Here is an 18,873-nt window from a genome sequence, read left to right as displayed (position 1 = left end):
CATGCACACCCTCACCGTGCGCGACCACCCGGTCGCCTACGACGCGTTCGGGCCGAACGCAGCCCACCCGCTCCTCCTCCTCCACGGCGCGGGCCACGATCGCGGCATCTGGCAGGACGTCGCCGAGCGCCTGGCCCAGGCGGGCAGACGCGTGATCACCCCCGACCTGCCTGCCCACGGCGACTCCGGGGGCGATGCGTGCCCGAGCATCGACGCCATGGCAGACTGGGTGCTCGCCTTTGCCGATGCTCTCGGACTGAATGTTTTCGACCTGGGCGGGCACAGCATGGGCTCGCTGGTCGCACTCGCAGCGGCCGACGCCGCCCCGGACCGGGTCGGCCACCTGATTTTGATCGGTAGCCTGGCGCCAATGCCGGTCGCGCCCTTCGTGCTCGATGCGGCACGCAATGACCCGCCGCAAGCCCACGCGCTGATCAACAAGTTCTCCTTCGCCCCCGCCGAACGGATCGGCGACGCCCGGCGCCAAGCGCTGGAAACCGCAAACCTGGCGCGCCTGCAGCGCAACGGTGCGGCCGTGCTCGCCTCCGACCTCGGGGCGTGCGACGCCTGGCAGGACGGCCTTGCTGCGGCGCGACGGCGCGTCGGCCGCAGCCTGCTGGTGTGCGGAGAAGTCGATCGCATGACGCCGGTGAAGGCAGTCGCGCCCCTCCTCGAGGCCCTGCAAGCGACCGGCGACGCGCACCTGGTGGTGCTGCCGGGATGCGGGCACGGCATGCTCGAAGAGGATCCCGCCGCCGTGGTTCAGGCCCTGCTGGCGGGCTGATCGTCCAGCGTCAGCATCACCGGCTGGTGGTCCGAAGCCGCCGTCCCGGCCACCACCGCGAGCGCACGCACGCGAGCAGCGAGGTCCGTGGTGACGAAGAAGAAGTCGCAGCAGTAGGCGCGATCGGGCCATTCCGCGCCATGCAGGCCCACCGTGGGCGCATGGCGCGTCCGGCCATGGACGAGCGGCCAGGCATCCAGCCAGCTTGCACGCGTGCCGCCCCATTCCGGGCTCGCCAGCGGCGCCTGCAGTGCCCGATGCTCCACCGAACCCGGCTCGCAGTTGAAGTCCCCGCACAGCACGGCGGCCGCCGGCCGGGGCGGTGCCGCGAACGAGGGATTCGATTCCTTCACCGCGGGCGGGCGCGCGGCCAGGTCAGCGGCTTCGGCCTGCAGGGCGCGCAAGGCTTCGACCTGCGCACGCCGCTGCGTGGTCGAGTAATACTCGAGGTGCGTGGTCAGCACGCGTAGTGGCCCCCAGGGCGCCTGCACCACCGCCTCCACGCAAACCCGCTGCATGGCCGGGTACTCCGGATCAGCCGGTGAGGGCAGCAGATGCCGGAAGATCTGTCCCACGGGCAGGCGTGACAGCAGCAGATTGCCGAAGCGTGCACGCCCCCCCTCGCCATCCGGCAGATCGATCCCCGCCCCGTACACCGGCTCGTACTCGGGAAAGGCCGCGGCAAGCAGCGCCGGCGCATCCTCGCGCGCACCGCCCGCCAGCCCCGGAAAATTGCTCGCCACCTCCTGCAGGCAGATCACGTCGAAGGCGCCCGCCGCGCGGATCGCCGCTGCGGTGCGCGCGAGGTCCACCCGCCCATCGGCCCCCCTGCCCCACTGTATGTTCCAGCTCAACAGCCTCATCGCCACCGCTCACTCCCCCACGCTTTCATGCCGCGTTAAAGATACCCTTCCACAGGCCGATAAGAATATCGACGTACATTCATGCTCGCCCCCCCTCCCGACGCAGACCCTTCCACGGCACCCCGAATGTTCAACAGCAAACTGAAGAAGACCGTCGACGAGCAGGCTGCTCGGATCGTGCACCAGCAGGCGCTCATCGACGCAATCGACCGCTCGACTGCGCGCATCGAGTTCTCGCCCGATGGAATCGTGACCGCAGTCAACGACCCCTTCCTCGCCGCGATGAAGTATCGCCGCGAGCAGGTCATCGGCCAGCACCACCGCCTGTTCTGCAGCCAGGCCGTAGCGTCCGCACCGGAGTATGCCGAGCACTGGCGAAGGCTGCGCAACGGCGAGCCGGTGTACGGCCGCTTCCTGCGCCAGGACGCCGCAGGCAACCCGGTCTGGCTGGAAGCCACCTACAACCCTGTGCTCGGGCCGCAGCGCGAGGTCGTGAGCGTCGTCAAGCTCGCCACCGACGTCACCACCCGGGTGCAGGAAGGCGCCGAACGACGCGCCATCCTCGACGCCATCGAGCGCTCGATGGCCATGATCGAGTTCGACCTGGAAGGCAACATCCTCGGCGCCAACGAGAACTTCCTGCGCGTGATGGGCTACGCGCGCAAGGAGGTCGTCGGCCGCCATCACCGCATCTTCTGCACCGCCGAGCACGTGGACTCGCCCGACTACGCCCGCTTCTGGGAACGTTTGCGCCAGGGGCACTACGCCGCCGGCCGCTTCCAGCGCATCGCCCACGGCGGCCGGAACGTATGGCTCGAGGCGAACTACAACCCGGTGGTCGGCGCCGACGGCAAACCCTGCAAGGTCATCAAGCTCGCTTCCGACATCACCGCCCGCATCGAAGCGCTGGAGGAGGAAGTGAACAAGGCCACCGAGGCGCTGCGAATCGCTCGCGAGAGTGCCCACCTCGCCGACAGCGGCGCAAACGTCATCACCCGCGCCACCGCACAGATGAGCACCATCGCCACCAGCGCCGAGGGGGCAGCGCGGACCATCGGCGAGCTCGGAGAGGAGACCGCCCAGATCACCTCCATCGTCAACACCATCCGCGAGATCGCCGACCAGACCAACCTGCTCGCGCTGAACGCCGCAATCGAGGCTGCCCGCGCCGGCGAGCACGGGCGGGGCTTCGCCGTGGTCGCCGACGAAGTGCGCAAGCTCGCCGAGCGCACCTCGAGCGCGACCACCGAGATCACCGGCATGATCACCATGGTGCAGGATGGAACCCGGCAGGCGATCAGCCGTGTCAACGAGATGCACGCGAGCGCCACCTCGAGCGCCGGCCTGGCCGGCGAGGCCGGCGACGTCATCGCCGGCATCCGCAAGGGCGCGATGGAGGTGGTGAGCGCGGTCGAGGGGTTCTCCGAGCTGTTGCAGCGCTAAGCCCAGGCCCGGAGGCCCGCGCCCAAAACACCAAGACGGGCGCACACCTCCCGGCGCAGCAGCATCCGAGCCCTTGCGCCCGAGCTTGACGCGCACGCCATAAAGGGCGAATTTTGTGCGGATGCCGCCACTGATCCGTTTCTTCCTCGCCGCGCTGGCGCTTGCTGCAAGCGCACTTTCCAGCGCCACCTCCCCGGGCAAACCGGTGCGCGTCGGCGTCCTGGCCTTCCTGGGGGCGGACGCGGCAGTGGAAGAATGGACGCCGGTCCTGCGCCGGCTGCAAGCGACCTTGCCGGGCTTCACGCCCGAGTTGCACCAGCTCGACCACGCGGGACTGCGCGAAGCCGCGCAGCGGGGCGAGCTCGACTTCGTCATCACGAACCCGGGCCACTACGTCGAACTAGAGGCCTCGCTCGGGGCAAGCCGCATCCTCACCCTGGACGTCGGCGGCGAGCGCCCGCCGCAGCGCGCGCTCGGCTCGGCGGTGATCGTGCCCCAAGCCAGCACGCTGCAAGGCCTGGAGGATCTGCGCGGGCGCCGGCTCGCAATCGTCGGACGCGGCGGCTTCGGTGGATATCAGCTGGTATGGGGCGAGCTCGATGCGCTCGGCATCGAACCCGAAGTGGATCTGGCCGCACTGCATGAAGTCGGCTTCCCGATGGGCGGCGTGGTCGACGCGATCGACGCCGGCCTGGCGGATGCAGGCGTACTGCGAAGCTGCCTGCTGGAGCAGCACCCCGACTGGGCAGCGCGCTTCCGCGTGCTCTCACCGCGCGACGAAGCGGGCTTCCCGTGTGCGACCTCGACGCCGCTCTACCCAGACTGGCCGCTCGCCGCGCTGCGCCATACCCCGCCCGAGCTGTCGCGCACGGTCGCCATTGCGCTGCTGGGCATGCGCGCCGAGCGAGACGGCCTCGCCTGGTCGGTACCGGCCGATTACCAGTCGGTACACGCGCTCTTTCGCCGCCTCGAGATCGGCCCCTACGCCTACCTTCGCGCGCCCACGCTGATGGTGCTGGCCGAACGCTACTGGCCCTGGGTGGGCGGTTTCGCGCTGCTGATCCTGGGCTGGATTCTGTACACGGTGCGGGTCGAATATCTCGTCCAGACACGTACCGCCGCACTGCGCGATGCACTCGCTGCACGCGAGGCGATGGAAGCGCGCATGCGCGGCGCACAGGAGCAGGCCGAACACCTGTCGCGCCTCTCGGTGTTGGGCGAGCTCTCGGGCACGCTCGCGCACGAACTCAACCAGCCGCTGGCCGCGATCGCCAACTACGCCAACAGCCTGGTGCGCCGCGCCGACAACCAGCGCCTGACCGAAGCCGCGGTGCGCGAGGCCGCGGGCGAGATCGCCGGCCAGGCCGAGCGCGCCGCCGGCATCCTCGGCCGCATCCGCACCTTCGCACGCAAGCGCACCGCAAGCCGCGAGGAGGTGGCCCCGCGCGAGCTGGTCGACGAGGCCGTCACCCTTTTCCGTGGCATGCTCGCGCACGCGCCGCCGGTCGCGGTCGACGACGCCCTGCCACCCGGCCTGCACATCGAGGTGGATCGCCTGCAGATCCAGCAGGTGCTGCTCAACCTGCTCAAGAACGCCTGGGACGCCAGCCGCGGGCTGCCGGCCGAGCGCCAGCGCATCGACATCCGGCTCGAGACGGCTGCGGGCAGCCTGCACATCCGGGTGCGCGACTACGGCAGCGGGCTGGACGAGACTGCGCGCGCGCAGCTGTTCGAATCCTTCTTCACCACCAAGGCCGACGGTCTGGGACTGGGCCTGTCGATCTGCCGCAGCATCGCCGAGGCGCACGGCGGGCGGCTCGCGGTGGCGACCAGCGACACCGCGACAGACACCGCGCCCGACGCCCCCCCGCACGACCCTGCCAACGCATCCGCGGACACGGCCCTGGGCGCCGTCGGCGCGACCTTCATCCTCAGCCTTCCGCTCTCCCCGTCCGCGCATGGAGCGGCGTCCATCGAGGCCCCCAGCGCATAAGATCCGACCATGACCGTACCCGAAGACCTCCTGATCCACGTCATCGACGACGACGCCGCTTTTCGCCGCTCGCTGGTGTTCCTGCTCGAGTCCATGGGCTGGACCGTAGCCAGCCATGCGTCGGCAGAGGACTTTCTCGCCGCCACGCCCGAGCCCGGCGCCACCGCCTGCCTGGTGCTCGACATCCGCATGCCGATGATGAGCGGGCTGGAACTGCAGCAGCAGCTGCGCCAGCGCGGCTGGCAGGCACCGATCGTGTTCATCACCGGCCATGGCGACGTCGAGCTGGCGGTGCAGGCGATGAAGAACGGCGCCTGCGACTTCCTGGAGAAACCGTTCAAGGATCAGGCGCTGATCGACGCCGTCGGGCGCGCGGTCAAGCTCGGCTGCGAGGCGCGCGAGCAGATGGCACGCGCAGAGGAGGCGAAGTCCCTGCTCGAACGCCTTTCACCACGTGAAATGGAAGTGGCGCGATTGGTCGCGCTGGGCTTGCCCAACAAGCTGGTCGGACGTGAACTCGACATCAGCGAAAAGACAGTGCATGTGCACCGTCATCACGTCATGGAGAAGACCGGGGTCGGCAGCGCCGCCGAGCTCGCGCGCCTGATGCTGCGCGCGAACCCGGCGGCGCTGGACTGAAGGCGCTCACACCCGCTCGAGCCGCGCCGGCAGGCCCTGGCGCACTGCGGTCCCGGACACCGAATCGACCCAGATGACCTTGTCGCCACGGGTCGGGTCGGTGAGGCCGAGGTCGTTGAGGTTGATGCCGGCGCGCAGGTCGGGGCGATCGGGCTGCATCTGATCGCCGAGGCGGTGCGCACGCGCGCCCAGCTCGCGGTGGCCGTAGCCGTGCTCGATCGCCATCACGCCCTGCATCACGCCCTCATGCACGATCACGGTGCACTCGGCCGCGCCGCCCGGGGTGCGGATGCGCGCGCTGTCGCCGGTGGCAAGACCGAGCTTTCCGGCGTCGGCCGGATGCACGATCACCGGGTTGTCCGGATGCAGGCCGGTGATGCGGGTGGCGATGCTGTAGGAGTTCTGCAGCGCAGACTTGTAGCTCACCACCTGCAGCGGCCAATCGGCTTCGGTGTGGATCTCGCGCATCGGCGTGCCGTCGAAGAAGGATGGCGGCATCCAGGTCGCGCAGCCGCTGCTGCGCTGGCCGGTCATGGTGTTGCGCGCGGTGCCGATGAGCTCGTTCCACACCCACAGCGGCTTGTTGAAGCGGTTGGTCTGCCACTCGGGGTGCTCGGCATCCTGCGCCTCGCCAGCGCCCTGGTAGCGCCCGCCGCGGGTGAAGATCATCGCCGCCTTGCGCCACTCCTCGGGCTTCAGCGTAGCCTCCATCAGCGGACGGATGCGCTCGACCCCGGTGAGTGCCATATCCTCGTCGGTGGCGTCACCCACCGGCGCCTTGCCAGCGAAGGCGATGTTGGCCGCGCCGCGCAGATACCAGTCTTCGGCGCGATCGAGCGGGTAGCGCTTGCCGTCCATGTCGGCGATCGCGTCGGCGCCGAAGCCGGGCAGGCCCATGGCCTTGGCGAGCGCGATGTAGAAGGTCTCCATGCCGATGCGCTGGCCATCGGCGGTGGTCGCGGCCTTGGGCTCGACCACCGGCCAGCGCGCGGTCGTGGCCTTGGTCGGGATGCCCGCCCACGGCGCCGGGAAGCCCCAGCTCTCGTACATGATCGAGTCGGGCACGATGTAGTCGGCGAAGGCGTTGCTCTCGTTGATCAGCGGGTCGACCGCGATGATGAGCGGCAGCTTCTTCGGATCCTTGAGGCCGTCCTCGATCAGCGGGCGGATGCCGGGGATGCCGTAGAGCGGGTTGCAGCTCCACAGCACCAGCGCCTTGAGCGTGTAGGGGTAGCCGCGCAGCGCGCCGGTGAACCACTCGGTGCCGAGGCCCGGCGCGTTGGGGAACCAGGCGTCGGTGGCCGGATAGGGCTTGCCCTCGGCCTGGCGGCGCTTGAACTCGCTCGAGCGCTCGTAGGGCACGTTGCGCCCGATCGGCGTGCCAGCGGGCTTGACCTGGCCGGGGAAGCCGGCGAGGTCGTAGCGCGGGCCGGCGCCGTTGTCCTTGAAACCACCGCCATTGACGATGAAGCCCCCCTTCCAGTTGAGGTTGCCGATCAGCGCGTTGAGCGTGACCACCGCATAGGCGTTATTGAAGCCGTTGCCGGCCATCATGCCGCCATGCGCCACCGCGCTCGCCTTGCGGCCGTGGCGCGTGAGCTCCTCGGCCAGCCCGGCGATGACTGCTTCCGCAATACCGCAGGCAGCGGAATACTCCGCCAGCGCGAAGCGGCGCGCAGATTCGCGCAGCAGCTCGAAGGGCGTCTTCACCGTCACCGGCTTGCCGCCGAGCTCGATCACCCGCGTGGCTTCGAGCACGGCCGGCACCATTGCGGTCTCAGCCGCGACCAGTTCGCCGCTGGCGGTGGCGATCACATACGGGTCGGTGTCCTTGTACCTGTCCTCGGCGGCGACTTCCATGCCGATGTCCGAGCCGCGCACGAAGCGGCCCTGGCGCGGATGCCCTTCCTCGGCGATCACCAGCCAGCCGGCGTTGGTGAAGGACGGCTCGCCGGCGGTTTGCGCGGCCTTGAGGTTGGGCCACGCGAGGTAGGCGGCATTGACCTTATCGTTGTCGAACATCCAGCGCATCATGCCCATCACCAGCGCGCCGTCGGAACCCGGGCGGATCGGCACCCAGCGCCCATGATCAGCGGCGGCAAGGTTGTTCGAATTGTTCAGCACCGGATCGACCACCACGTAGTCCAGCCGCCCCGCGGCGCGGCCCTTGGCGAGCTTGGAACCGAAGATCTTGAACGGGTTGCCGGCGTTGCCCGGCGCGGTACCGATGAAAAGCACGAACTCGGCGTTCGACAGATCGGGCTTGGCGTGCGGCATCTTCTTGAGATCGCCGAACAGCGCGCCCGAGCCGGAGCGGTAGGCGCCGCCACAGTACGAGCCGTGGCCGACGTGATTGAGCGTGCCGAAGGACTGGTTCCAGAAGCGGCGGCTGAAGTTTTCGCGGCCGTCATTGACGCTGGTGAGCACGCCCACCTGATTCACCCGCTTGCCGAGCTCGGGCGCCTCGGGGTCGATCGGGGTCTCGAGGTCGCGCAGCGCGGCCAGGCCCTCGACGTGGCCCTCGCCGAACAGGTCGCCGCCCTCGACCACCTCCTTCACCAATTGCTCGAAGGAGATCGGCTGCCACTGGCCTGCGTTGCGCGGACCGACGCGCTTCAGCGGCGTCAGCACACGGAAGGGCGAGTTCATCTGGTCCATCGCCGCATTGCCGCGCCCGCAGGCGGTCGAGCGCCCGGCCAGGCCCTGGTCCTGGAAGCGCGACAGGGCGATCAGGCTCTCCTTCACCGACACCTTCATCGGCAGGTGGGGCTCGGTCGACAGCGGGCTGTAGGGGTTGCCGACCACGCGGATGACCTGGCCGCTGGTCTTGTCCACCCGCACGCGCACGCCACACTGCGTGGTGCAGCCGAGGCAGGCGGTGTAGCTGACCTGCTGATTGGGGTTGGGGGTGAATTCGCCGGTCACCGGATCGACGCTGTATTCCGGTTCGGCCGAGCGGCCGTGGATGTGGCGGCCTTCGGCGATCTTCTTGTCCTCAGGACCGGTGAAGTTGGACACCATGCGGCCCAGGGTCTGCGAGAAGCCGGCGGCAAAGGCGGCCAGGCCACCGGCGGCGACGATTTCACGACGTTCGATTTTCATGATGTTTCTCCTTGGTCGCCCGCGCTCAGGCGGCAGCCTTGTCGGTGTTGCCGGCCGCGAGGCGGTCGAGCGGCAGCAAGGTGGTGATGAGGATGAAGAGGAAGACCCACAGCCCGGCGGTGCCGACGATGCCCATCAGGCCCTCGGGGCCGAGCGGGAGCGAATAGCTGTAGTAGCCGGCGCCGGTCTTGGGCACTTCCTGGCCGCCGATGAAGATGGACCAGCGCATCATCCACGCCGAGTGCAGCGCCAGCAGGCCGATCAGCAGGCCGGAGCCGGGCCACTTCCACGCCAGCACCAGGGTGAGCACGGTGGCGGCCACCGCCCACAGCGCGGAGACCTGCCAGTTGGCCGAGGGGCCGACTTCGGCCAGGGCCTGGGCATGGACCGGCGAGATCCCGCTCAGGCCCAGCGCCAGCCACAGCGCCCCCACCGCCAGCGCCGCCACCTGGCTCGCGGCCAGCACGCCGGCCATGCGGTGGTTCGCGGCCGCGTCACGCGGGCCGAAACGGTTGAACAGCAGGGCCAGGCCCACGGCGCCGGCAAAGGCGGTGACGGCGAACTGCAGCGGCAGCAGCGGCGTGTTCCACAGTGGACGCGCCTGCACCACAGCAACCTCGGCGCCGGTGTAGAGCGCGACCAGCGCGGCGCCGACGAAGGCCAGCAGCGCCGCCGCCTTCAGCGCGCCGCGGCTCTCATGGCCGCCGTAGGCGAGCACGCCCGCCAGCCCGGCGAGCTTGCCGCCGCTCGCGGCATGGCGCGCCAGCTCCGGCCGCAGGGCCAGCCAGGCGTACACCAGCAGCCCGCCCAGATACACCGGGATGAAGAACGCCCCCCACGACATCCACGAGCTCGGCGTGAAGTACGCGTAGAAGTGCCAGAAGCGACCCGGCTGATGCAGGTCGGCGAGCAGCGCCACCGGCGCGGCCAGGCCGCACACCAGCGCGCCGAGCAGCGCCAGGCGCGAGATGCCGGCCCAGCCCGGGCGGCGGAAGACGATGCCGGGCAGCGACAGCAGAAAAGCGCCATAGGACAGGCCGATGAGGAAGAAGTACTGCACCGCCCACGGCAGCCACGCGACTTCGCGCGCGACGTTGATGGTTTCGACGATGTTCGGGTTCATGATGGATCTCCTCGCGTGCGGTTCAGGCGTGCGGCAGGTTGCGGGGCTTCCACAGCGTGCCCTGGCCCTCGACCTTGCCGGTGAAGCGCTCGTCCAGGCCGATGTAGAACACCCGCGGCGCGGTCTCGAGCTCGGGCTTGAGGACCTTGAGCTGCGGCTGCGCTTCCTTGAGCCGGCGGGCGAGCTCGCCCTCGGCGTCGTTGACGTCGCCGAAGATGCGCGCGCCGCCGACGCAGGTTTCGACACAGGCGGGCAGCAGGCCGGCATCCACGCGGTGGGCGCAGAAGGTGCACTTGTCGGCCTTGTTGGTCTCGTGGTTGATGAAGCGCGCGTCGTAGGGGCAGGCCTGCACGCAGTAGGCGCAGCCCACGCAGCGGTCGCCATCGACCGCGACGATGCCGTCCTCGCGCTTGTAGGTGGCGCTCACCGGGCACACCGGGATGCACGGCGGGTTGTCGCAGTGGTTGCACAGGCGCGGCAGCACGTAGGTGCCGGCGGGCTGGGCGCTGTCGGTGAGCTTGACGCTGTAGGTCGACACCACGGTGCGGAAGCTGCCCTCGGGCACCGCGTTTTCCTGGATGCAGGACACCGTGCAGGCCTGGCAGCCGATGCACTTGCGCACGTCGATCAACATCGCCCACTGCTGCTTGCCGGTGGCGGCGATCGCTGGCGCCGGCGCCATCGCCGCGGCGGCCGTGACGACGGGCACGCCGCGCAGGAAGTTGCGGCGCGAGACCGAGACCGGTGCCGGGCCGGCACAGGCAGCGGGATTGGGGGACGGGAAAGCCTTGTTCATTGCAGTACTCCACGAGCCATTGGCGTGGGTGCCACTCTAGGCTTTCGATACCCCTACAGAAATTGGGGAGATGAGGCAGGGGGCTAGATGGTTTTACCTATTGTGCCGACCGCCGCCCGCAATGCCGGCGTAGCCGCGGGAGGGGCATAATCGGCCAGGTTTTCCCTCGAGAGCGCGCAACGATGCCTACCCACCCCGGGCACGGTCCCGACCAAGAGCCCGAAGAGCACCCCGCCCACCATCAGCATGGCGGCGTTCATGACGGTCACAGCCATGGACCGCAAGGCCACCACCACCACGACCACTCGGCAAGCCGCTTCCTGCCACTGGCACTCGCACTCACGCTGGGCTTTGCAGCGGTCGAGGCCGTCGCGGGATGGTGGTCGGGCTCGCTCGCGCTGTTGGGCGACGCGGGGCACATGCTCACCGATGCGATGTCGCTCGGCCTGGCCGCGATCGCGGCCCGGGTGGCGCAGCGCGCGCCGAGCGTGCGCCATTCCTACGGCCTGCGCCGGGTGGAGGCGCTCGCTGCGCTGGTCAACGCGCTCTTCATGCTCGCTGTGGTTGGCGGCCTGGTATGGCATGCGGTCGAGCGCCTGCTGACGCCGCGCGCGGTGGCGGGCGAGGCAGTGATCCTGGTCGCGATCGGCGGCCTGGCCCTGAACCTCGCCGTGGCCTGGCTGCTCACCCGCGGCGAAGGCGATCTGAACACCCGCGGCGCGCTGCTCCATGTGGTGGGCGATCTGCTCGGCTCCGTCGCCGCGCTCGCCTCGGGCATCGTGATCCTCTACACCGGCTGGACCCCGATCGACCCGCTGCTGACCATGCTGATCTGCGGCCTGATCCTCTTTTCCACGCTATCCCTGCTGCGCCAGGTGCTCAACACGCTGCTCGAAGGCGTCCCCGAGCAGTTGTCCCTGCCCGAGGTCGGACAGGCGATGGCAGCCGTGCCGCGGGTGCGCTCGGTGCACGACCTGCACATCTGGAGCCTGGACTCGCACCGCACCGCGCTCTCCGCGCACGTCGTGCTCGACGCCGCTGTACATTGGCCCGAGGCACTCGCGGCCCTGCAGACCTTGCTGCGCGAGCGCTTCGGCATCGAACACGTCACGCTCCAGCCCGAACTACCCCCTGCGCACCCCTTGCTTTTCGTCCCGCGCGCCGCCTCCGAAACCCGCATGAATACTGGGTTTTCGAGCAAATAACCCCTCTTCAAGAGCTACTAGATCTAGTGCGTGCAAAACATTGAAAACACAAGCAAAACGTATAACTAACTGTTTATAAACGATTTTATTTTTTTGCACTGCGCACGCTTACGCGCTATTCTTTCGTCCGTTCCCACGCCTACCAAGGACGAAGAAGAAGACCATGAGCGAGACCACCAGCACCTCCACACCGCAAGGCGCCAAGCCCACCGCAGCCAACCTGCCGATGCAGGAGATCTCGGGCGAGGTCCTCGTCGAGAAATACGCCAAGGGTGACGAGCAGACCGTCGCCGAAGTGCGTCGCCGCGTCGCGCGCGCGCTCGCCACGATCGAGTCCGAGGACAAGCGCGCCCACTGGGAGGCAAAGTTCCTCGAGGCGCAGGAAAAGGGTTTCGTACCTGCCGGCCGCATCAACAGCGCCGCGGGCACCACGCTGGCCGCCACGCTGATCAACTGCTTCGTGCAGCCCGTGGGCGACTCGGTGACCGAGGCGGTCGACGGCCGCCCCGGCATCTACACCGCGCTCGCCCAGGCCGCCGAGACCATGCGCCGCGGCGGCGGCGTCGGCTACGACTTCTCGTCGATCCGCCCGAAGGGCGCGCTGGTGAAGGGCACGGCCTCGAACGCCTCCGGCCCGGTGTCCTACATGCGCGTGTTCGACCGCTCGTGCGAGACGGTCGAGTCGGCGGGTGCGCGCCGCGGCGCGCAGATGGGCGTGCTGCGCTGCGACCATCCGGACATCGAGGAATTCATCCACGCCAAGGACGAAGGCGACCTCACCAACTTCAACATCTCGGTTGGCGTCACCGACCCCTTCATGCAGGCCGTCGAGGCCGATGGCTTCGTCGAGCTCGCGCACAAGGCCGAGCCCACCGAAGAACTGAAGCAGGCCGGCGCCTACCAGCGCGACGACGGCATGTGGGTGTACCGCAAGGTGCGCGCGCGCGATCTGTGGGACCAGATCATGCGCTCGACCTACGACCACGCCGAGCCGGGCATCCTGTTCCTCGACCGCATGAACGCGGACAACAACCTGTACTACTGCGAGACCATCGAGGCCACCAACCCCTGCGCCGAACAGCCGCTACCGCCCTACGGTTGCTGCTGCCTGGGCTCGATCAACCTGACGCCCTTCGTCAAGAACCCGTTCAGCGACAAGGCCGAGTTCGACTACGCCGGCTTCGGCAAGGTGGTCGACGTCTCCATCCGCATGCTCGACAACGTGCTCGAAGCCACCCACTGGCCGCTCGAGCAGCAGCATGCCGAAGCGCAGTCCAAGCGCCGCGTGGGTCTGGGTTTCACCGGCCTGGGTGACGCGCTGATCATGCTCGGCCAGCGCTACGACACGCCCGAGGCCCGCGAGGAAGCGCGCAAGATCTCCGAGTTCATGCGCAACCGGGCCTACCTCGCCTCTTCCGACCTGGCCAAGGAGCGCGGCGCCTTCCCGCTGTTCAACGCCGACCTGTACCTGTCGGGTGGCAACTTCGCCTCGCGCCTGCCCGCCGACGTGAAGGACAGGATCCGCAAGCACGGCATCCGCAACTCGCACCTGCTGTCGATCGCGCCCACCGGCACCATCAGCCTAGCCTTCGCCGACAACGCCTCGAACGGCATCGAGCCACCCTTCTCCTACACCTACACCCGCCGCAAGCGCATGGCCGACGGCACCTTCAAGGAGTATGCGGTCGAGGACTACGCGTGGCGCCTGTACCGCCACCTCGGCGGCAACGTCGACAAGCTGCCGGAATCCTTCGTCACCGCACTGGAGATCTCCGCGCAGGCGCACAAGGACATGGTCGCCGCGGTCGCGCCCTACATCGATACGTCGATCTCCAAGACGGTGAACGTGCCCGAGGACTACCCCTACGCGGAATTCGAGGACCTCTACCTCACCGCGTGGAAGGCCGGCCTGAAGGGTCTTGCGACCTACCGCCCGAACAACGTGCTCGGTTCGGTGCTGTCGGTCACACCGACCGCCGAACAGAAGCAGCCGCACGACGTCGAGATCGCCGACGCCAACAAGCGCCTGTCGATCAAGAACCTGCCGGCACCGGTACTCTCCAGCCTGCGCTGGCCCGGCCGCCCGGACCTGCCCGATGGCAACCTGGCCTGGACCTACATGCTCAACACCCCGTCCGGCGGCTTTGCGCTGTTCGTCGGCCAGGTGGGCAACAACGGCGGCAGCTTCCCGTTCGAGGTGTGGGTGAACGGCGCCGACCAGCCGCGCGGCCTCGGCGCAGTCGCAAAGACCCTGTCGATGGACATGCGCGCCAACGACCGGGGCTGGCTCAAGCTCAAGCTCGACACGCTGGCCCGCACCGTCGGCGAGCGTTCGTTCGAGATGCCCTTCCCGCCGCACGGCGAGAAGAAGCTGGTGCCCGGCGTGGTGTCGGCCTTCGCCCAGGCGGTGAACTACCGCTGCGAGAAGCTCGGCGTATTCGACAAGGAAGACGAGAGCAACGGCGTGCTCGACACCCTGTTCAGCCTCGAGGAGCCCAAGACCGGCACCGACGGCACGCTGTCGTGGACGGTGGACATCTACAACCCGGCCACCGGTGAAGACTTCGTCCTCGGCCTGAAGGAGATCACCCTGCCGGACGGCGTCACCCGCCCGTACTCGGTGTGGCTGTCGGGCAACTACCCGCGCGCCCTGGACGGCCTGACCCGCATCCTGTCGCTCGACATGCGTGTCATGGACCCGGCCTGGATCGGCATGAAGCTGCGCAAGCTGCTCGACTACCCCGAGCCGCTGGGCGACTTCATGGCCTTCGTGCCTGGCACCCGCCGCCAGCAGAACTGGCCCAGCACGGTCGCCTACCTGGCACAGCTCATCATCCACCGCTACGCCATGCTCGGCGTGCTCGACGAGCGCGGCTACCCGACGCGCGAGATGGGCATCCTCGAGTCGCCGCGCGACGAAAGCGAGCCCAAGCTGATGCAGGGCGCGCTGTGCAGCGAGTGCGGCAACCACACGGTGATCCGCAAGGACGGGTGCGACTTCTGCACCGCCTGCGGCGCGGTCGGCACCTGCGGTTGAGCACGCGTGCGGCAGAAGCGGACACCGGGGCTTCATAGCCTATAATCGCGGCTGTCCGAACGAGATCGTGCAGGTGCGGGCCGCACAAGCGGCCCGCACCTGTCTGAGCCCCCATGCCCACCTGCCCACGCTGCGACGGCACCGACTGTCGCGAATCTCCCTGGCAATCCGAAGACGAGAAGCGCGCCCACAAGGGCGAGCGCGCCTGGCGCTGCATGTCCTGCGTGCACCGCTTCCACGCGCCGGCACGCCGCAGCCTGCTGGTGGAGAATGCGCTCGTCGCCACCATTGGCGGCTCGACGCTGCTGCTCGTGATCGCGGTCGTGGTGATCATGATCGTCTGGAAGAGCTGACCGGACCGCCGGCATGAGCACCTCCGTCTGCTGCCCGTCCTGCACCGCGGCTGCGTGCCGCAAATCCCGCTGGCGCTCGCACGAGGAGCGCGCCGCCCATCCGGGCATGCACCCATTCCGCTGCCCGGCCTGCGGTGACCGCTTCCTCGCGCCCGTGCACCCGCAGGGGAGCGGACGACGCTGGCCGATGTGGGCTGCTGTGGGCGCTGCCGCCGCGGTCGCAGCCATCCTCGCGGCCACCGTGATCATCGCATTCGACGAGGACGCCCCGCCCGCGGCCGACACTGCAACGACCTCGACCTCCACCCGCGCCGCGGCCGAGGACGGCGACGTCGAGGCGCAGTTCCGCCTCGGCCGCGCCCTGCTCGCCGAGGCCGGCAGTGACGCCAGAAAGGGCGAGGAAGCCGGCAACTGGCTCAAGCGTGCAGCAGGCGCCGGTCACACTGGCGCGATGGTGCTGCTCGGCAAGCGCTACCGCAGCGGCATCGGCACACCGCAGAATTTCGAGCTCGCCACGCGCTGGCTCGGCGAGGCGGCACGCGCAGGCGACCCCGAGGGCATGGTCGAGTTCGGCCGCCTGTACCGCAGCGGCATCGGTGTGGAACCCGATGCGGTCGAAGCCTATGTCTGGTTCAATCGTGCCGCTGCCGCCATGAACATGGAGGGCGTGCACGAACGCGACAGCGTCGCCCTGAAGCTGAATCCGGAAGACCTGCGCCGCGCCCAGGCGCTGTCGATCGATGAAGCCGAACTCGCCCCCGCCATGGCCGAGCCCGGCACTGCAGCGCCCGCAGAACCCGTCGCACCGGCGGCAGGCGACTGAGCGCGCTCACAACATCCCCCCGCCACCAACCCGTGCCCAACCAGCCCACCCCGTCTTCCCTGCCGCACCTCCCTTCCGATGCACCGCGACTGCAGTTGCGCGGCATCGGCAAGGTCTATCCGGGGGTGGTGGCCAACGAGGGGGTCGACCTCGCGGTGCAACCGGGCGAGATCCGCGCGGTGCTGGGTGAGAACGGCGCGGGCAAGTCGACGCTGATGAAGATCATCTACGGCGTCACCCGCCCGAGCGCAGGCCACCTGTTCTGGGAGGGGACGGAGGTGCATGTCGAGAACCCGGCGCATGCGCGCAGTCTCGGCATCGGCATGGTGTTCCAGCATTTCTCGCTGTTCGAGACGCTTTCCGTGGTGGAGAACGTCGCCCTCGCCCTGCCCGGAGCACCCGCGCTGGACGCGCTGGCGCAGCGCATCACGGAGGTCTCCGAGCGCTACGGCCTGCCGGTGGATCCGCGCCGTCGTGTGCACGCGCTCTCGGTGGGCGAGCGCCAGCGCGTCGAAATCATCCGCTGCCTGTTGCTGAACCCGCGCCTGCTGATCATGGACGAGCCTACCTCGGTGCTCACCCCGCAGGCAGTACGCAAGCTGTTCGCAACCCTGCGCCAGCTCTCGGCGGAAGGCTGTTCCATCCTCTACATCAGCCACAAGCTCGACGAGATTCAGGAGCTCTGCCACACCGCCACCGTGCTGCGCGGCGGCAAGGTCACAGGCGAGTGCATCCCGGCGCAGGAAACGCCGCAGTCGATGGCGCGCATGATGATCGGCAAGGACCTCCCGCACTGCGTGCATGGCGCGGCACACACCGACGGTGAGTTGCGCCTGCGCCTGGCCGGCCTGTCGCACGCCAGCGAGGACCCGTTCGGCACCGACCTCGAGGACATCCACCTCGACGTGCGCGCCGGCGAGATCGTCGGCATCGCCGGCGTGTCGGGCAACGGCCAGCAGGAGCTGCTGCGCGCGATCTCGGGCGAGGAGGTGCTGGCGGAGAAGTTTCCCGTGCAGATCTGCGGCGTCGAAGCCGGCCGTCTGAAGCCCGCCGAGCGGCGCAGGCTGGGCCTGTGCTTCGTGCCGGAGGAGCGCCTGGGCCGCGGCGCCGTGCCCGGAATGTCGCTCGCCGACAATGCACTGCTCACCGCCGCACGAGGGCAAGGCATGCTGGCCGGCGGCTTCGTGCGCTTCGCGCGCGCGCGCGACTTCGCCCGGCAATGCATCGCGGCCTTCAACGTGAAGTGCGGCGGCCCCGACGCGGCGGCCAAGTCACTGTCGGGCGGCAACCTGCAGAAGTTCATCGTCGGGCGCGAGATCCTGCAGGCGCCCAGGTTGCTCGTGTGCGCCCAGCCTACCTGGGGCGTGGACGTGGGAGCCGCCACCTTCATCCGCCAGTCGCTGATCGACCTGCGCGACCGCGGCTGTGCGGTGCTGGTCATCTCCGAGGAGCTCGACGAGCTGTTCGAGATCTGCGACCGCATCGCCGTCATCGCCCAGGGCCGGCTGTCACCCACCCGCCCCGCAGCCACCACCACGCTCGAAGACATCGGCGTGTGGATGAGCGGCATGTGGCCCGCAGCCGACCTCGAACACCAACCCCCCGCCGGCATGCCGACGGAGCCCGCCGATGCTTGAACTCGAAGCCCGCGCCGAACCTTCACGCCTGATGTCCTGGGCCTCACCGCTGCTCGCAGTGGCACTGACCCTCGCCGGCGGCATGGTGATCTTCACCGCGCTCGGCAAGGACCCGGCCGAAGGCTTCCGCATCTTTTTCCTCAATCCCGTGAAGGATCTGTACGGCGTCTCCGAGCTGCTGCTCAAGGCCACGCCGCTGATGCTGTGCGCGATCGGCCTGGCGATCGGCTTTCGCGCCAATGTCTGGAACATCGGTGCCGAAGGCCAGTTCATGCTCGGCGCGGTGGCCGCAACCGGGGTGGCACTGTCTTTCGATGGCACCGAAAGCGCCCTGCTGCTGCCGGCAATGGTACTGGCGGGCGCGCTCGGCGGCGCGGCCTGGGCCGCGATTCCGGCGCTGCTGCGCACACGCTTCAACGCCAACGAGATCCTGGTGTCGCTGATGCTGGTGTATGTGGCACAACTCTTCGTATCCTGGCTCGTGTTCGGGCCGTGGAAGGACCCCGACGGTTTCAACTTCCCGCAGACCCGCATGTTCAGCGACGCGGCGCTGATGCCGATGATGCTCGAGGGCACCCGCCTGCACTTCGGCTTCGTGCTCGCGCTGGCGGTACTGGTGGCCGGCTACGCCTTCATGAACCGCAGCTTCGCCGGTTTTCGCATGCGCGTGGCCGGCGAGGCGCCCGATGCAGCGCGCTACGCGGGCTTCTCGGCGCAGCGTATGGTGTGGGTCGGCCTGCTGCTGGGCGGGGCGGCAGCGGGGCTCGCGGGCATGGGCGAGGTTGCCGGGCCGATGGGCCAGCTTACCGACAAGGTGGGCAGCGGCTACGGCTTCGCAGCGATCATCGTCGCCTTCGTCGGCCGGCTCAACGCCTTCGGCATCCTGCTCGCCAGCCTGCTGATGGCCCTGCTCTACATCGGCGGCGAACAGGCGCAGCAGTACCTCAACCTGCCGAGCTCGATCTCGATGGTGTTCCAGGGCATGCTGCTGTTCTTCCTGCTGGGCTCGGACGTGTTCATCCACTACCGCCTGCGGCTACGCCGCCGCGCGCCCCAGAGCGACTGAGGAGGCAAC

14 protein-coding genes are annotated in these 18,873 nt (G+C 68.9%); 10 read left to right on the top strand and 4 right to left on the bottom strand.

Annotated features, from left to right (window positions below; genetic code table 11):
• Window position 1: 1 nt before the first annotated feature.
• The gene (locus ACUH78_RS08600; protein WP_445333246.1) at window positions 2–784 is read left to right on the top strand and encodes an alpha/beta fold hydrolase; all 783 of its coding nucleotides are present in this window, start codon (window positions 2–4) and stop codon (window positions 782–784) included.
• On the opposite strand, the gene ACUH78_RS08595 is transcribed toward ACUH78_RS08600, so the two are convergent.
• The gene (locus ACUH78_RS08595; protein WP_445333245.1) at window positions 763–1,647 is read right to left on the bottom strand and encodes an endonuclease/exonuclease/phosphatase family protein; all 885 of its coding nucleotides are present in this window, start codon (window positions 1,645–1,647) and stop codon (window positions 763–765) included. The genes ACUH78_RS08600 and ACUH78_RS08595 overlap by 22 nt on opposite strands.
• 126 nt (window positions 1,648–1,773) lie before the next feature.
• Between ACUH78_RS08595 and ACUH78_RS08590 the strand changes: the two genes are divergently transcribed.
• The 3 genes from ACUH78_RS08590 to ACUH78_RS08580 all read left to right on the top strand — a co-directional run bounded on the left by ACUH78_RS08590 (window position 1,774) and on the right by ACUH78_RS08580 (window position 5,722).
• Window positions 1,774–3,090, top strand: a complete 1,317-nt coding sequence (locus ACUH78_RS08590; RefSeq protein WP_445333244.1) for a methyl-accepting chemotaxis protein — start codon at window positions 1,774–1,776, stop codon at window positions 3,088–3,090.
• A gap of 121 nt (window positions 3,091–3,211) precedes the next feature.
• On the top strand, window positions 3,212–5,083 hold the full coding sequence (locus ACUH78_RS08585) for a sensor histidine kinase (protein ID WP_418363423.1): 1,872 nt from the start codon (window positions 3,212–3,214) through the stop codon (window positions 5,081–5,083).
• A gap of 9 nt (window positions 5,084–5,092) precedes the next feature.
• Window positions 5,093–5,722 carry a response regulator transcription factor gene (locus tag ACUH78_RS08580; protein ID WP_435749495.1) on the top strand — a complete coding sequence of 210 codons (630 nt, stop codon included), beginning with the start codon at window positions 5,093–5,095 and terminating at the stop codon, window positions 5,720–5,722.
• Window positions 5,723–5,728: 6 nt separating this feature from the next.
• Here ACUH78_RS08580 and ACUH78_RS08575 read toward each other — a convergent pair whose 3' ends face one another.
• The 3 genes from ACUH78_RS08575 to dsrO are packed head-to-tail and all read right to left on the bottom strand — an operon-like array spanning window position 5,729 to window position 10,743.
• Window positions 5,729–8,824 carry a molybdopterin dinucleotide binding domain-containing protein gene (locus tag ACUH78_RS08575; protein ID WP_445333243.1) on the bottom strand — a complete coding sequence of 1,032 codons (3,096 nt, stop codon included), beginning with the start codon at window positions 8,822–8,824 and terminating at the stop codon, window positions 5,729–5,731.
• Between the two features lie 25 nt (window positions 8,825–8,849).
• Window positions 8,850–9,947, bottom strand: coding sequence for an NrfD/PsrC family molybdoenzyme membrane anchor subunit (gene nrfD / locus ACUH78_RS08570; protein WP_445333242.1), 1,098 nt, complete (start codon window positions 9,945–9,947; stop codon window positions 8,850–8,852).
• 22 nt (window positions 9,948–9,969) lie between these two features.
• Complete coding sequence (dsrO, locus tag ACUH78_RS08565) at window positions 9,970–10,743, bottom strand: sulfate reduction electron transfer complex DsrMKJOP subunit DsrO (RefSeq protein WP_445333241.1); 774 nt, start codon at window positions 10,741–10,743, stop codon at window positions 9,970–9,972.
• Window positions 10,744–10,925: 182 nt separating this feature from the next.
• Between dsrO and ACUH78_RS08560 the strand changes: the two genes are divergently transcribed.
• From ACUH78_RS08560 to ACUH78_RS08535, 6 genes are all read left to right on the top strand, one after another.
• Entirely contained in the window at window positions 10,926–11,948 is a 1,023-nt protein-coding gene (locus ACUH78_RS08560) for a cation diffusion facilitator family transporter (protein WP_445333240.1), read from the top strand.
• A 163-nt stretch (window positions 11,949–12,111) separates the two neighbouring features.
• Window positions 12,112–14,985: an adenosylcobalamin-dependent ribonucleoside-diphosphate reductase gene (locus ACUH78_RS08555; protein ID WP_320368278.1), complete on the top strand. Its 2,874-nt coding sequence runs from the start codon at window positions 12,112–12,114 to the stop codon at window positions 14,983–14,985.
• A gap of 113 nt (window positions 14,986–15,098) precedes the next feature.
• Complete coding sequence (locus tag ACUH78_RS08550; RefSeq protein ID WP_320368277.1) at window positions 15,099–15,338, top strand: hypothetical protein; 240 nt, start codon at window positions 15,099–15,101, stop codon at window positions 15,336–15,338.
• Between the two features lie 13 nt (window positions 15,339–15,351).
• On the top strand, window positions 15,352–16,161 hold the full coding sequence (locus ACUH78_RS08545; RefSeq protein WP_445333239.1) for a tetratricopeptide repeat protein: 810 nt from the start codon (window positions 15,352–15,354) through the stop codon (window positions 16,159–16,161).
• A gap of 32 nt (window positions 16,162–16,193) precedes the next feature.
• Window positions 16,194–17,798, top strand: a complete 1,605-nt coding sequence (locus ACUH78_RS08540; protein WP_445333238.1) for an ABC transporter ATP-binding protein — start codon at window positions 16,194–16,196, stop codon at window positions 17,796–17,798.
• Window positions 17,791–18,864: an ABC transporter permease gene (locus ACUH78_RS08535; protein ID WP_435749505.1), complete on the top strand. Its 1,074-nt coding sequence runs from the start codon at window positions 17,791–17,793 to the stop codon at window positions 18,862–18,864. Before ACUH78_RS08540 ends, ACUH78_RS08535 begins: the two co-directional genes overlap by 8 nt.
• Window positions 18,865–18,873: the final 9 nt, after the last annotated feature.

The sequence above is a fragment of the Thauera sp. ZXT1-4 genome, from assembly GCF_052598215.2.
Note: the sequence above shows the minus strand (reverse complement) of the source record. Positions and strands in the feature narration are given on the sequence as shown.

Excerpts from the sequence above, each read along its gene's own strand:
- ACUH78_RS08555 (WP_320368278.1), top strand. The coding sequence starts at position 12,112 with ATGAGCGAGACCACCAGCACCTCCACACCGCAAGGCGCCAAGCCCACC.
- ACUH78_RS08550 (WP_320368277.1), top strand. The coding sequence starts at position 15,099 with ATGCCCACCTGCCCACGCTGCGACGGCACCGACTGTCGCGAATCTCCC.
- nrfD (WP_445333242.1), bottom strand. The coding sequence starts at position 9,947 with ATGAACCCGAACATCGTCGAAACCATCAACGTCGCGCGCGAAGTCGCG.
- ACUH78_RS08590 (WP_445333244.1), top strand. The coding sequence starts at position 1,774 with ATGTTCAACAGCAAACTGAAGAAGACCGTCGACGAGCAGGCTGCTCGG.
- ACUH78_RS08575 (WP_445333243.1), bottom strand. The coding sequence starts at position 8,824 with ATGAAAATCGAACGTCGTGAAATCGTCGCCGCCGGTGGCCTGGCCGCC.
- ACUH78_RS08535 (WP_435749505.1), top strand. The coding sequence starts at position 17,791 with ATGCTTGAACTCGAAGCCCGCGCCGAACCTTCACGCCTGATGTCCTGG.
- ACUH78_RS08560 (WP_445333240.1), top strand. The coding sequence starts at position 10,926 with ATGCCTACCCACCCCGGGCACGGTCCCGACCAAGAGCCCGAAGAGCAC.
- ACUH78_RS08600 (WP_445333246.1), top strand. The coding sequence starts at position 2 with ATGCACACCCTCACCGTGCGCGACCACCCGGTCGCCTACGACGCGTTC.
- ACUH78_RS08595 (WP_445333245.1), bottom strand. The coding sequence starts at position 1,647 with ATGAGGCTGTTGAGCTGGAACATACAGTGGGGCAGGGGGGCCGATGGG.
- ACUH78_RS08545 (WP_445333239.1), top strand. The coding sequence starts at position 15,352 with ATGAGCACCTCCGTCTGCTGCCCGTCCTGCACCGCGGCTGCGTGCCGC.
- ACUH78_RS08585 (WP_418363423.1), top strand. The coding sequence starts at position 3,212 with ATGCCGCCACTGATCCGTTTCTTCCTCGCCGCGCTGGCGCTTGCTGCA.
- ACUH78_RS08580 (WP_435749495.1), top strand. The coding sequence starts at position 5,093 with ATGACCGTACCCGAAGACCTCCTGATCCACGTCATCGACGACGACGCC.
- dsrO (WP_445333241.1), bottom strand. The coding sequence starts at position 10,743 with ATGAACAAGGCTTTCCCGTCCCCCAATCCCGCTGCCTGTGCCGGCCCG.